Below are 13369 nucleotides of genomic sequence, written 5' to 3'. Positions count from 1 at the left end.
TTCCCTTTTTGCTCTCGACGCAGAGATGACGGAGCAAGCCATCAGAGCGATTACGTGATCGAATTGATCTTTCAACCTCTTCGCATTTAAAAGAAGGGGTTTTTTTATGTGCCCAAACTGGAAAAACTGAAAAAGACCCGTCATAATGGAAGTAAGCATCATATTTAGAGGTGACATATGACGAAAATTTTTGCACATAGAGGCTTTAAAGGAATCTATCCTGAAAACACCATGATTGCCTTTGAGCATGCACTCCATTCTGGAGCTGACGGTATTGAGCTTGATGTTCAGCTCACGAAAGACGGCAGGCTGGCTGTCATTCACGATGAGAAGCTGAACCGAACGACGAATATGAAAGGTTTAGTGAAGGACCATACATATGAAGAGTTAAAAGCAGGGGATGCAAGTCATTCTTTCTATGAAGAAACAGGTGCTGTGTCTATTCCCCTTTTAGAGGAAGTATTGGAGCTAGTTGCGCAGCAATCATCATTATTCATTAATATTGAGCTGAAAAACTCCATTTATCGATATCCAGGTATCGAAGAGAAAGTAAAAGAGCAAATTGAACACTTTCAAATAGAGGATCGTGTACTTGTTTCATCCTTTCATCACGGCAGTTTAGCTCTTTTTCACAAACTGATGCCACAAATTGAACTTGCGGTACTTACGATGGATGTGATTCATCAGCCAGAGATGTATTTGAAAACAATACCTGCAAGGGGATACCATCCAAATATTAAGGGTGCTGGGGTAACGAAAGAGGTCGTGTCGGTTCTCCATGCTGCTAAGCAAGTGATCAGGCCGTTTACAGTAAACAGTGAGAAGCAGATGCGAAACATGTTCTCCTTAGGCGTCGATGGGATTTTTACTGACTTTCCTGACCGAGCGGTGAAAATAAGAGAAGAAATGAAATAAAGACCTGCTCTCATCAGCGGGTCTTTTTTTCGTGTTTATCTTTGCTTAAAGCGAGTAGTCACTTTGTTGCGTTTGCGGTCTCTGTATAAAATAAACCCAGCTACAACATAAAGACCGCCCCCTAAAAATAACAACCCTGCAATTCCTTGCAACCATAAAAAAGGAAATGGTGCAATGATGATGCCAAAAACAGTGTCACGCAGCAGCTTAATCCCAAGTGCTGCAAAGGCGCCAGGTATTAAAATAATCACTAATGCAAGTATTCTCCCCATCAAATGTCCCCTTAAACGTCATTTACTTCCATTGTCTAATTCAAAAAATATTTTGTCAAGAAAGGAAAACGTGGTAATATAAGAGTTGTGCAATTTTTTGCAACGGAAAAATATGGTGTGCAAATTTTTTCATATAAAGGGGTAACGGGATGCAGAGAGTCTTGATTGTCGGTGCAGGACAAGGTGGATCAGCATTACTTGAAACATTGCTGAAAACAAATATGATTCAAATCATCGCGATCGCTGACCTTGATCTTGAGGCACCGGGGATGGTAGAGGCGAAAAAGAATGGAATTGAGACGACAACGGATTGGAAAGAATACATAAAAGATGACATTGATATCATCATTGAAACGACTGGTCGTTCTGCAGTGCTTAAAGAACTGATTGAAAAAAAACCAGAGCATGCTGTCATTGTGCCAAGCTCGATGGCGTATGTCATATCGGAATTAATGTCAGAAAAGCAACAGCTTATTCAAATACTAAAGGAACAAACCTATAAGCATGACCGCATTTTTAATGCAACGAACGACGGCATGATTTTTATTAATATGGATGAAGAAGTGGTCCTGTTTAATCGATCGGCTGCCAAAATGGTGGGGTGTTCGCAAAAAGATGCGATTGGCCGTCACATACGAGAAGTGATTCCGAACACAAAGCTTCCGGGCATTTTAAGATCAAGAGAGCCAGAATTTAACCAAAAACAATTTTTGAATCAGCAAATACAAATTGTCACAACGCGTCTGCCGATTATTGATGACGCAGGGAGAATGCTCGGCGCTTTATCTATTTTTAAAGATATTACAGATGCGGTTGAGCTTGCAGAGGAAGTAACCAATCTCAAAGAAGTGCGAACGATGCTTGAGGCCATCATTCAATCATCAGATGAAGCCATATCGGTTGTAGATGAGCAAGGAAAAGGAATCTTAATTAACCGTGCTTATACGAAAATGACTGGTTTAACGGACAAAGAGGTTGTGGGTAAGCCGGCAGGTGCAGATATTTCTGAAGGAGAAAGCATGCACTTGAAGGTGCTTGAAACAAGAAGGCCGGTCCGAGGCGTGAGAATGAAAGTCGGACCAAACAAGAAGGATGTGATTGTCAACGTAGCACCAGTCATCGTTGATGGCATCCTAAAGGGCAGTGTTGGGGTCATTCACGACGTATCAGAAATCCAATCACTTACAAATGAATTAAATAAAGCAAGACAGCTCATTCGGACACTTGAGGCAAAGTACACATTTGAAGACATTATTGGTGAAAGTGAACAGATGCTGGTCGCACTTGAACAGGCAAAGCTAGGTGCAAAAACACCAGCCACCATTTTACTTCGCGGAGAATCAGGTACTGGGAAAGAACTATTTGCGCATGCTATCCACAATGAAAGTGACCGGAAATATAACCGCTTTGTACGGGTCAACTGTGCGGCCTTATCGGAGACCCTTTTAGAGTCAGAGCTTTTTGGCTACGAGGAAGGAGCGTTTTCTGGTGCAAGGCGCGGCGGGAAAAAAGGGCTGTTTGAAGAAGCGAATCACGGCAGCATCTTTTTAGATGAAATTGGTGAAATGACGCCAAGTACACAAGCGAAATTATTACGCGTTATGCAGGAGAAAGAAATTGTAAGAGTAGGTGGAACAAAAGCCATACCAGTGGATGTCCGTGTGATTACCGCAACAAATGTCAATATTGAAAAAGCGATGGCAGAAGGTAAGTTCAGAGAGGATTTATATTATCGAATGAACAGATACCCGATATCTATCCCGCCGCTTAGGCAGCGTCTTGAAGATATTGACTCATTAAGCAAACGTCTCATCCAGAAGATCAATTTAGATTATGGACGAAATGTCAGCGGCTTAACGGAACAGGCACTAGGTAGGCTTCGGTCATACAGCTGGCCTGGCAATGTGAGAGAGCTTGAAAATGTGCTTGGACGAGCCATGATCTTTTTAAACCCGCAAGAAGAATGGATTGATGAAGGGCATATTGCATTCATGGAATCGGAAAAGCATGAAGAAAAAGAGCAGGAACTTGCTGTCAGCCAATTTGAGGGTGAAAAGCTTTCGGATGCTGTTGAAGCATTTGAAGCACAGCTCATTAAACAAACCCTTGAAAAGCATCAATTCAACCGTACGAAAACAGCGAAAACGTTAGGAATCAGTATTCGAAATCTGTACTATAAAATGGATAAATATCAGCTTGCAAAAGATAGCATGCAATAACATGCATGTTACTTGCAGAAGATTGCACGAATTGATCACGAATGGTTCATTTTCAAGCGTGTTTCAAGCTGGCACGGAACTTGCATATAGTAAAGATGAACCGAGCACAAAGAAAGGTGGGCATATATGAAGCTTGACGATCTGATTATGAAAGCCGCCCAGCTGCAAAATAAAACAGCGGCTGTGGCTCATGCAGAAGACGAAGAAGTGCTTCATGCCATCAAGATGGCAATTGAACGAAAGGTCGCTCGCTTCCTGCTAGTTGGGAACAAACGCAACCTGAAGCAGCTGGTCAAACAGTATGAGATCAATGAAGACTGGATAGATATTATTCATTCAGATTCTCCCGAGGAATCTGCCAAAATTGCCGTGCAGGCAGTGAGCGAGAAGCATGCGGATATTTTGATGAAGGGGAATGTCCCGACTGCCGTCCTTTTAAAAGCGGTACTGAATAAAGAGTACGGACTTCGGACAGCAAGTGTCCTATCACATGTCGCGGCATTCGAAGTGCCAGGCTTCGACCGTTTTATCTATGTCACAGATTCTGCGATGAACATCGCGCCCGATTTAAACATGCTAAAAGAAATAACGATCAATTCTGTTCAAGTCGCACAAGCTGTCGGAAACGATGTGCCAAAGGTTGCAGTGTTATCTGCGGTAGAGGTAGTGAACCCAGCAATGGATTCGACGCTGAATGCTGCAAGCCTTGCCCAAATGAATCGAAGAGGTCAAATTTCTGGTTGCCTCATTGATGGGCCGCTTGCTTTAGATAATGCCATTTCTCAAACGGCAGCTTCTCATAAAAATATTACGAGTGATGTAGCTGGTCATGCAGATATTTTGCTTGTGCCAACAATTGAAGCAGGCAACATTCTTTATAAATCTCTCATCTACTTTGCACATGCAAAGGTGGGAGCTGTGGTGGCAGGAGCGAAGGCGCCGATCGCTTTAACAAGCCGGTCTGATTCAGCCGAAAGCAAGCTTTATTCAATTGCACTTGCCATTTGTACATCAAATTAAGCGGAAGTATTAGGAGGAATAGACAATGGAACTTTTTAAATATATGGAACGATACGATTATGAACAACTTGTATTTTGTCAGGATGAGCAGTCTGGCTTAAAGGCTATTATTGCGATTCATGATACAACACTTGGGCCAGCACTAGGCGGAACGAGAATGTGGACGTATGAAAACGAAGAAGCAGCCATCGAAGATGCATTGCGCCTAGCAAGAGGGATGACTTATAAAAACGCGGCAGCAGGACTTAATCTTGGCGGCGGGAAAACGGTTATCATCGGTGATCCGAGAAAAGACAAGAATGAAGAAATGTTCCGTGCTTTTGGACGTTACATTCAAGGGCTGAATGGCCGCTACATCACAGCGGAAGATGTCGGTACAACGGTAGAAGATATGGATCTGATCCATGAAGAAACAGACTTTGTCACAGGCATCTCTCCTGCATTTGGTTCTTCTGGAAACCCTTCTCCTGTCACAGCTTACGGTGTATATAAAGGGATGAAAGCAGCTGCGAAAGCCGCTTTCGGGACAGATTCATTAGAAGGAAAAACGATTGCCGTACAAGGTGTTGGTAACGTAGCCTACAATTTGTGTAAACATCTACACGAAGAAGGCGCACAGCTGATTGTCACAGATATCAACAAAGACGCTGTTCAGCGAGCGGTAGAAAATTTCGGTGCAAAAGCTGTAGACCCTGACGATATTTATGAGCAAGCATGTGATATTTATGCGCCGTGTGCACTAGGGGCAACCATTAATGATTTAACAATACCTAAATTGAAGGCAAAGGTCATTGCGGGTGCAGCGAATAACCAGCTAAGAGAAACCCACCACGGAGATCTTATCCATGAAATGGGCATTGTGTATGCGCCTGATTATGTGATCAATGCTGGTGGCGTGATTAACGTGGCTGATGAGCTTTATGGCTATAATGCGGATCGTGCCATGAAAAAAGTCGAAGGCATTTACCAAAATATTGAACGCGTGATTGAAATCTCAAACCGTGATGCCATTCCAACCTATAAAGCGGCAGACCGATTGGCTGAAGAGCGAATTGAAAAAATGCGCAAATCAAGAAGTCAATTCTTGCAAAATGGTCAACATATTTTAAGCCGTCGCTAATTTGAAGAATGAGTTGAAACGGAGGTTTTGTTTTTGCTGACAAAAGAATGGCGTATACTCACGATTAATCCTGGCTCTACTTCAACAAAAATCGGTGTGTTTCACAATGAACGATCTATTTTTGAAACAACACTTAGACATACAGATGAGGAATTAAAGCAGTTTCCTCATATCATTGATCAGTTTTCATTTCGTAAGGAAACCATTTTGAAAACCCTGCATGAACAAGGAATGAATATTTCAAAATTTGATGCAGTGTGCGCGCGCGGCGGTCTTCTTCGCCCAATCGAAGGAGGCACTTATGAAGTCAATGAGCAAATGGTTGAGGACTTAAAAGTAGGGTATGCTGGACAGCATGCGTCCAACCTGGGCGGTATCATTGCAAGAGAAATTGCACTTGGCCTGAATATCCCAGCTTTTATTGTCGATCCAGTTGTAGTGGATGAACTAAAGCCAATTGCTCGCATTTCAGGGCTGCCAACGATTGAAAGAAAAAGTATTTTTCACGCCTTAAATCAAAAAGCAGTCGCAAGAAAAACAGCCGCTTCTTTTGGGAAGCGTTACGAAGATTTGAACATGATCATCACGCATATGGGCGGCGGTATCACCATTGGTGTACATGAAAAAGGAAAGGTCATTGATGTCAATAATGGCCTGCACGGCGAAGGTCCTTTCAGCCCTGAGCGAGCGGGTACCCTGCCAACAGGTGAACTCGTCAATCTTTGTTTTTCTGGTGAGTATACAAAAGAGGAAATGCTCAAGCGCATTATTGGCGAAGGCGGACTTGCGGGCTATCTAGGCACGACAGACGCTGTCAAAGTAGAGCGCATGATTGAAGCAGGTGATGAGCATGCGGCGCGTATTTATGAAGCGATGTGCTATCAAATTGCCAAGGAAATCGGTGCGGCTAGTGCTGTCTTAAAAGGAGCAGTTGACGTCATTGTGTTAACAGGCGGACTTGCGTACAGCAAACAAATTACATCAAGTATTAGAGGGTACATTGACTGGATTTCAGATGTTGTGGTGTATCCAGGTGAAAATGAATTGCAATCCTTAGCAGAAGGTGCGCTCCGTATTTTAAAAGAAGAGGAAGCACCGAAAGAATACCCAAATGATCTAAAGGAGAAGAAAGGAGTGACAAGTCATGGCAACTGAATATGACCTCGTCATTCTTGGTGGAGGCACAGGCGGCTATGTAGCAGCCATCCGTGCCTCGCAGCTTGGATTGAAAACAGCAGTTGTAGAAAAATCAAAGCTTGGAGGGACATGTCTTCATAAAGGCTGTATTCCGTCTAAAGCGCTGCTCAGAAGTGCAGAAGTCTATCAAACCGTTAAACGTGCGGCTGATTTTGGTGTTGAGGCAAGCGGTGCTTCCCTACAATTTGCCAATGTGCAGAAAAGAAAAAGAGAGATTGTAGAGAAGTTAGCAGGCGGCGTCAAACACTTAATGAAACAAGGGAAAATTGATGTATATGAAGGGATCGGCCGTATTCTTGGCCCATCTATCTTTTCACCAATGCCAGGAACCATCTCCGTAGAAATGGCAAATGGGGATGAAAATGAAATGCTGATTCCAAAGCAGGTCATCATTGCGACAGGTTCAAGACCACGCATGCTGCCAGGGCTTGAAGCAGATGGAACGCACATCCTCACATCAGATGATGCACTTGAGATGCCAGAGCTTCCACAGTCGATGCTGATTGTCGGCGGCGGCGTTATCGGGATCGAGTGGGCATCCATGCTGAATGATTTTGGTGTGAAAGTCACTGTGATTGAGTTTGCAGATCGCATTTTACCAACAGAGGATCATGACATATCTAAAGAAATGGAAAAGCTTTTATCTAAAAAAGGCATCACCTTTGTAACCAATGCGAAGGTACTGCCAGATACGGCCGAAAAGCAGGGAAATCTCGTCAAGATTCAAGCGGAGAAGGACGGAGACATTCTTTCGTTTGAAGCGGAAAAACTCCTTCTTTCAGTTGGCCGTGTACCAAATATTGAAGGTATTGGTCTTGAAAACACGGACATCCAAACAGAAAAACAAGGCATTGTCGTGAATGAGCATTATCAAACGAAAGAATCACATATTTACGCGATAGGAGATGTTATTGGCGGGCTTCAGCTAGCGCATGTGGCTTCACATGAAGGCATGATTGCCGTTGAACATATGGCTGGTAAAGATCCAAAGCCGCTCGATGAAACGCTCGTATCTAAATGTGTTTACTCTCACCCAGAAGCCGCTAGTGTTGGACTCACTGAACAGGCGGCAAAAGACCAAGGCTTCGAAGTCAAAATAGGGACATTTCCATTTATGGCGATTGGAAAAGCGCTTGTGTACGGAGAGTCTGATGGGTTTGTCAAAATCATTGCCGATCAAAAGACAGATGATATTTTAGGGATTCATATGATTGGTCCTCACGTAACAGATATGATATCTGAAGCTGGATTAGCCAAAGTACTTGATGCAACGCCGTGGGAAGTGGGGCAAACGATACACCCGCACCCAACCTTATCAGAAGCGATTGGCGAGGCAGCCCTTGCAGTTGACGGGAAGGCGATCCATTTTTAATCAAGGAGGGAAACATGATGAGTAACATGCGTCATCAAGAATTAGGATTATCAGATGAACAAGCAATTGATATATATAGAACCATGCTTCTAGCAAGAAAAATTGATGAACGGATGTGGCTGTTAAACCGTTCTGGGAAAATTCCATTCGTGATTTCCTGTCAAGGGCAGGAAGCGCAGCAAGTCGGAGCTGCCTTTGCACTCAATAGAGAAGAAGATTATGTCTTACCTTACTACCGTGATATGGGTGTTGTCCTTGCTTTTGGGATGACAGCAAAAGATTTAATGATGTCTGGTTTCGCAAAAAAAGACGATCCGAGCTCAGGTGGAAGACAGATGCCGGGTCATTTTGGACAAAAATCAAACCGAATTGTGACGGGATCATCGCCTGTCACAACGCAGGTTCCTCATGCGGTGGGGATTGCACTTGCTGGACGTCTAGAAAAGAAAAACTTTGTTAGCTTTGTCACGTTCGGTGAAGGCTCTTCAAACCAAGGTGATTTCCACGAAGGTGCCAACTTTGCTGCTGTTCATAAGCTGCCTGTTATTTTCATGTGTGAAAACAATAAGTATGCGATTTCCGTTCCGTATGACAAACAAGTGGCCTGTGAACGCATTTCAGATCGTGCAATTGGGTACGGAATGCCTGGCGTAACCGTTGATGGAAACGATCCGCTTGAAGTATATGCCGTTGTCAAAGAGGCGAGAGACCGTGCGGCAAGAGGCGAAGGCCCGACATTGATTGAGACCATTTCTTACCGTTTAACTGCGCATTCAAGTGATGACGATGATTCAAGCTATCGAGAAAAAGAAGAAGTGCTCGAAGCGAGAAAGAAAGACCCGCTCATCCAATATGAAACGTATTTAATCGAAGGGAATGTCATGACTTCTGAAATGAAAGAAGAGATGACAAAAGAAATCATGCAAATCGTAAACGAAGCTACTGATGCAGCGGAAAACGCAGCTTATGCTGATGCACAAAGCGCACTTCGTTACGTGTATGCGGAGTAAGGGGGAAGAAAAATGCCTGTTATGTCATATATAGACGCCATTACACTGGCGATGAAAGAAGAAATGGAGCGAGATCCAAAAGTGTTTGTGCTCGGAGAGGATGTCGGGAAAAAAGGCGGCGTATTTAAAGCGACAGCGGGTCTTTACGAGCAATTCGGAGAAGCGCGTGTGATGGATACTCCACTTGCAGAGTCAGCCATCGCTGGTGTAGGTATTGGAGCAGCGATGTATGGAATGCGCCCGATTGCAGAGATGCAATTTGCGGACTTCATTATGCCTGCGATCAACCAAATCATTTCAGAGGCGGCGAAAATTAGATACCGCTCAAACAATGATTGGAGCTGTCCAATGGTCATCCGTGCTCCTTACGGGGGCGGTGTACACGGGGCACTTTATCATTCTCAATCGGTCGAAGCGATTTTTGCCAATCAGCCGGGCTTAAAGATTGTGATGCCTTCTACACCTTATGATGTAAAAGGTCTTTTAAAGGCCGCAGTGCGTGATCCAGATCCTGTATTGTTCTTTGAACACAAACGTGCATACCGTCTCATTAAAGGAGAAGTGCCAGAAGAGAATTATACACTTCCTATTGGAAAAGCAGATGTGAAACGTGAAGGTGAGGATATCACGGTCATTACATATGGCCTATGTGTTCATTTTGCACTGCAAGCAGCAGACCGCCTTGCAAAAGACGGAATTTCCGCTCATATTCTCGATTTGCGAACAGTGTATCCGCTTGATCAGGAAGCGATTATTGAGGCGGCATCAAAAACGGGCAAAGTTCTTCTTTTAACGGAAGACACAAAAGAGGGTAGCATCATGAGTGAGGTTGCGGCAATCATTTCGGAGCATTGCCTATTTGATTTAGATGCACCTATTAAACGTCTAGCAGGACCTGATATTCCGCCAATGCCGTATGCCCCGCCAATGGAAAAATTCTTTATGGTCAATCCAGATAAGGTAGAAGCTGAAATGAGAGAGCTAGCGGCGTTTTAAGAAAGAGGAGGGTTTCAAGTGGCAATTGAACAAATGAAAATGCCTCAGCTAGGTGAAAGTGTAACAGAAGGAACCATTAGCAAATGGCTCGTTTCACCTGGCGATCATGTGAATAAATACGATCCGATTGCAGAGGTGATGACGGATAAAGTGAACGCTGAGGTCCCATCATCCTTTACAGGAACGATTACAAAGCTATTGGCTGAGGAAGGCGAAACACTTCAAGTAGGAGAGGTGTTTTGTGAAATTGAAGTAGAAGGTAGCGAAAAGCAGAGTGCAAAAGAAGAAGCGGCACCTATGCAAAGCGAAGCGCCTGAAGCAGATCAAACAAAAGCTGATCAAAGTCAAAAGAAACGTTATTCTCCAGCAGTCCTTCGTTTAGCAGATGAGCACGGAATTGATTTAACAGCTGTTCAAGGAACGGGAGCAGGTGGCCGAATCACAAGAAAAGATTTGCTTCAGCTCATTGAAAACGGCGGCGTAAAAGAGAACACAGCACCAGTAAAAGAAGAAGCGGTTCAAATGGAGCCTGCACAGTCATCAAAAGCAAAAGCGGCGCCTTCCATCTCTTCAATGCCTGGTGATGTTGAGCTGCCCGTCACACCGATCAGACAGGCGATTGCTGCAAATATGCTAAGAAGCAAACATGAAATTCCGCATGCATGGACGATGATGGAAGTTGATGTAACAAACCTTGTGACAAGAAGAAATCAGTTGAAGGATCAATTTAAAGCAAAAGAAGGCTTTAATTTGACGTTTTTTGCGTTCTTTGTCAAAGCAGTGGCTCAGGGCTTAAAGGAATTCCCTGAAATGAACAGCATGTGGGCTGGAGATAAAATTGTTCAAAAGAAAGCGATCAATGTTTCAATCGCTGTTGCGACAGATGACGCTCTTTTTGTTCCAGTCATTAAGGATGCGGATGAAAAAACCATTAAGGGCATCGCCAAAGACATTCATGAGCTTGCTTCCAAGGTAAGACAAGGAACACTGAAGCAAAGTGACATGGAAGGCGGTACCTTCACCGTAAACAATACGGGGTCATTTGGTTCGATACAGTCCATGGGGATCATTAATTACCCGCAAGCGGCTATTTTACAAGTAGAATCAATCGTGAAGCGTCCAATGATTGTGAATGGAATGATTGCGGCAAGAGATATGGTCAATCTTTGTCTCTCATTAGATCACAGAGTACTTGATGGTCTTGTGTGTGGCAGATTCCTTCAACGAATTAAACAAATTCTTGAAGGCATTGACGAGCAGACTTCAGTTTATTAAAACTTTCCCCCTCTACATGATGAGAGGGGGATTTCCACATCTATGAGAAAGGAGCGATGATATGTCTGGACTAGATTTTTTTGCTTTTCTAACGATTGGTCTCATGTTTATCACAGCGATTGCATTCGCTTTTCTTCGGTATATGTCTAAATCACGCAATCATCCTAAAAAATTACTACTCATCATATCCATCGTTTCAATCATTCAAATTGTGTACTGCTTACTGATTGTCGGTGGATTTAAAGGAGTAGCAAATAGCTTATTAGGGATTTCGCTGCTTGTGGGGACACTGCTTGGGTATGCACTTGAATATTTATACAGACGCTATATGAAAAAAACGCCCGAATCGAAATGATCTCGGGCGTTTTTTTAGTCGGCTGGAACAATAAAAGTCAAATGCTGCTTTAATACTTCAAGGGAAGAGGGGGCCCTCATGTAAACTTCACCATCTGTATCTGCATCCATTTCCTCTTTTGTGTGGATATGAACGCGAGACGCTTGGATAAGAGATAGGTCACCGGTAAAATCCTCTAGCTCTTCCCGGTTCATTGAAAAGATCTCTTTTAAAGCAGAGAAGCTTGTATTTCTACATATTAAAATTTCAGCTTTTCCATCATCAATGGCCGCATTTGGTAAATCAATTTTATTTGTGCCGATAAATTGTCCGTTCATCACAAGGACGATCACCGCTTCCTCTTCCCAGTTTTCCACTTCGGTTTCAATACGTACGTGAAAAGGGTTTGTTTGCTGCAGGGTGCGCAGGGCACTTGTGAAGTAACTAATTTTGCCGAGTACGGCTTTTTCCTTGTCATTAATATTATTGGAGGTCTCTGCAATAAGCCCGATTCCCCAAAAGTTTAACAAGTATCGATCTTCAGCTTTGATTAAGTCGACCTTTTTTTCTACGCCGTCTACAATCATTTGAGCGGCTTTTTGCATTTGTTGAGGAATACCAAGCGTTCTAGAAAAGTCATTGCATGTCCCGCCTGGTAATATCGCAACTGCCGGTCTTTTTGCTAAACCGCCGATCCCGTTCATACATTCATGCACGGTCCCATCTCCGCCTAAGATAATCAGCAATTCAACCGACTCATCAATCTCACGGCAGAAATGATAGGCATCATACGGCTGTTTTGTAGGCTTAAGGATGAGTTCATCAATATGTAAAGAAAGAAGAGGCACTGTTTGACCTAGTGTTTTTTCCATGTTTTTTTGTCCAGCATTTCCGTTATAAATCAGCATCGCTTTTTTGAATTGTGCCATCACGCAGTTCTCCCTTTCATCACTTTATTATCACTTTTCCCCAATTCCACAGCTCATAAACGAAGTTTGAAAAAAGTGAAGGGGGGGGAGAACAAGACATTTGCCCGCCGGCGTTTTCCTTGATATGATGTAGTTAAAATGGTTTGGCATGCAAAAGGAGTGGACGGTTATGAATATTGATTTTAATTTATTTATGAATGATATTGTGAAACAAGCACGAGAAGAGATTAAACAGGCAGGCTATACGGAGCTGACAACAGCTGAAGAAGTCGATGAAGCGCTGACGAAAAAAGGAACGGCACTTGTAATGGTGAATTCAGTATGTGGCTGTGCTGGCGGTATTGCAAGACCAGCGGCTGGTTATTCTGTTCATTACGATAAGCGTCCAGATCAATTGCTCACAGTGTTTGCTGGGCAAGACAAAGAAGCAACGGCACGAGCCCGTGAATACTTTGAAGGCTACCCGCCGTCTTCACCATCATTTGCACTACTAAAGGATGGTAAGATCATCAAAATGGTCGAGCGTCATGAAATTGAAGGACACGAACCAATGGAAGTGGTGTCGAAACTTCAAGCCGCTTTTGATGAGCATTGCGAAGAAATCTAACATGTGACATTTGAAGGTATAAATAGAAAGCAGACCGGTCTTTTGATCGGTCTGCTTTTTGTTTTATAAGACAATAGAATCAAAATAATTTTAGCAAAATACT

The 13369-nt window shown here is 43.3% G+C and carries 13 protein-coding genes; 11 read left to right on the top strand and 2 right to left on the bottom strand.

Annotated features, from left to right (window positions below):
* Nucleotides 1-177: 177 nt before the first annotated feature.
* On the top strand, nt 178-915 hold the full coding sequence (locus tag IEE86_RS03545) for a glycerophosphodiester phosphodiesterase (protein ID WP_191095968.1): 738 nt from the start codon (nt 178-180) through the stop codon (nt 913-915).
* A 35-nt stretch (nt 916-950) separates the two neighbouring features.
* Here the strand turns inward: IEE86_RS03545 and IEE86_RS03540 are convergent, their stop codons facing one another.
* The gene (locus IEE86_RS03540) at nt 951-1187 is read right to left on the bottom strand and encodes a DUF2627 domain-containing protein (RefSeq protein WP_191095967.1); all 237 of its coding nucleotides are present in this window, start codon (nt 1185-1187) and stop codon (nt 951-953) included.
* Nucleotides 1188-1336: 149 nt separating this feature from the next.
* On the opposite strand from IEE86_RS03540, the gene IEE86_RS03535 reads away from it, so the two are divergent.
* From IEE86_RS03535 to IEE86_RS03495, 9 genes are all read left to right on the top strand, one after another.
* The gene (locus IEE86_RS03535; RefSeq protein ID WP_191095966.1) at nt 1337-3406 is read left to right on the top strand and encodes a sigma-54 interaction domain-containing protein; all 2070 of its coding nucleotides are present in this window, start codon (nt 1337-1339) and stop codon (nt 3404-3406) included.
* Between the two features lie 126 nt (nt 3407-3532).
* A complete protein-coding gene (yqiS, locus tag IEE86_RS03530; RefSeq protein WP_191095965.1) occupies nt 3533-4426 on the top strand; it encodes a phosphate butyryltransferase in 894 nt (297 codons plus the stop codon).
* Between the two features lie 25 nt (nt 4427-4451).
* Complete coding sequence (bcd, locus tag IEE86_RS03525) at nt 4452-5546, top strand: branched-chain amino acid dehydrogenase (RefSeq protein ID WP_191095964.1); 1095 nt, start codon at nt 4452-4454, stop codon at nt 5544-5546.
* 33 nt (nt 5547-5579) lie between these two features.
* Nucleotides 5580-6701, top strand: coding sequence for a butyrate kinase (gene buk / locus IEE86_RS03520; protein WP_411955676.1), 1122 nt, complete (start codon nt 5580-5582; stop codon nt 6699-6701).
* Nucleotides 6691-8115 (top strand): dihydrolipoyl dehydrogenase, encoded by a 1425-nt coding sequence (gene lpdA, locus IEE86_RS03515; RefSeq protein WP_191095962.1) that lies wholly within the window; start codon nt 6691-6693, stop codon nt 8113-8115. The genes buk and lpdA overlap by 11 nt, the downstream gene beginning before the upstream one ends.
* 17 nt (nt 8116-8132) lie before the next feature.
* Complete coding sequence (locus IEE86_RS03510) at nt 8133-9125, top strand: thiamine pyrophosphate-dependent dehydrogenase E1 component subunit alpha (RefSeq protein WP_191095961.1); 993 nt, start codon at nt 8133-8135, stop codon at nt 9123-9125.
* Between the two features lie 12 nt (nt 9126-9137).
* A complete protein-coding gene (locus IEE86_RS03505; RefSeq protein WP_191095960.1) occupies nt 9138-10121 on the top strand; it encodes an alpha-ketoacid dehydrogenase subunit beta in 984 nt (327 codons plus the stop codon).
* Nucleotides 10122-10139: 18 nt separating this feature from the next.
* Nucleotides 10140-11396 (top strand): dihydrolipoamide acetyltransferase family protein, encoded by a 1257-nt coding sequence (locus IEE86_RS03500; protein ID WP_191095959.1) that lies wholly within the window; start codon nt 10140-10142, stop codon nt 11394-11396.
* 61 nt (nt 11397-11457) lie between these two features.
* Nucleotides 11458-11751 carry a YesK-like family protein gene (locus tag IEE86_RS03495; protein ID WP_191095958.1) on the top strand — a complete coding sequence of 98 codons (294 nt, stop codon included), beginning with the start codon at nt 11458-11460 and terminating at the stop codon, nt 11749-11751.
* Nucleotides 11752-11765: 14 nt separating this feature from the next.
* Here IEE86_RS03495 and IEE86_RS03490 read toward each other — a convergent pair whose 3' ends face one another.
* Nucleotides 11766-12659 carry a YegS/Rv2252/BmrU family lipid kinase gene (locus IEE86_RS03490; RefSeq protein WP_191095957.1) on the bottom strand — a complete coding sequence of 298 codons (894 nt, stop codon included), beginning with the start codon at nt 12657-12659 and terminating at the stop codon, nt 11766-11768.
* A 169-nt stretch (nt 12660-12828) separates the two neighbouring features.
* Between IEE86_RS03490 and IEE86_RS03485 the strand changes: the two genes are divergently transcribed.
* Nucleotides 12829-13266: a BrxA/BrxB family bacilliredoxin gene (locus tag IEE86_RS03485; RefSeq protein ID WP_191095956.1), complete on the top strand. Its 438-nt coding sequence runs from the start codon at nt 12829-12831 to the stop codon at nt 13264-13266.
* The last annotated feature ends 103 nt before the right edge of the window (nt 13267-13369 follow it).

The sequence above is a fragment of the Bacillus crepusculi genome (genome assembly GCF_014764715.1).
In the GTDB taxonomy this organism is placed as follows: domain Bacteria; phylum Bacillota; class Bacilli; order Bacillales; family Bacillaceae; genus Bacillus.
The sequence above is the reverse complement of the archived record's forward strand: the minus strand, read 5'-3'. Positions and strand labels throughout refer to the sequence as shown.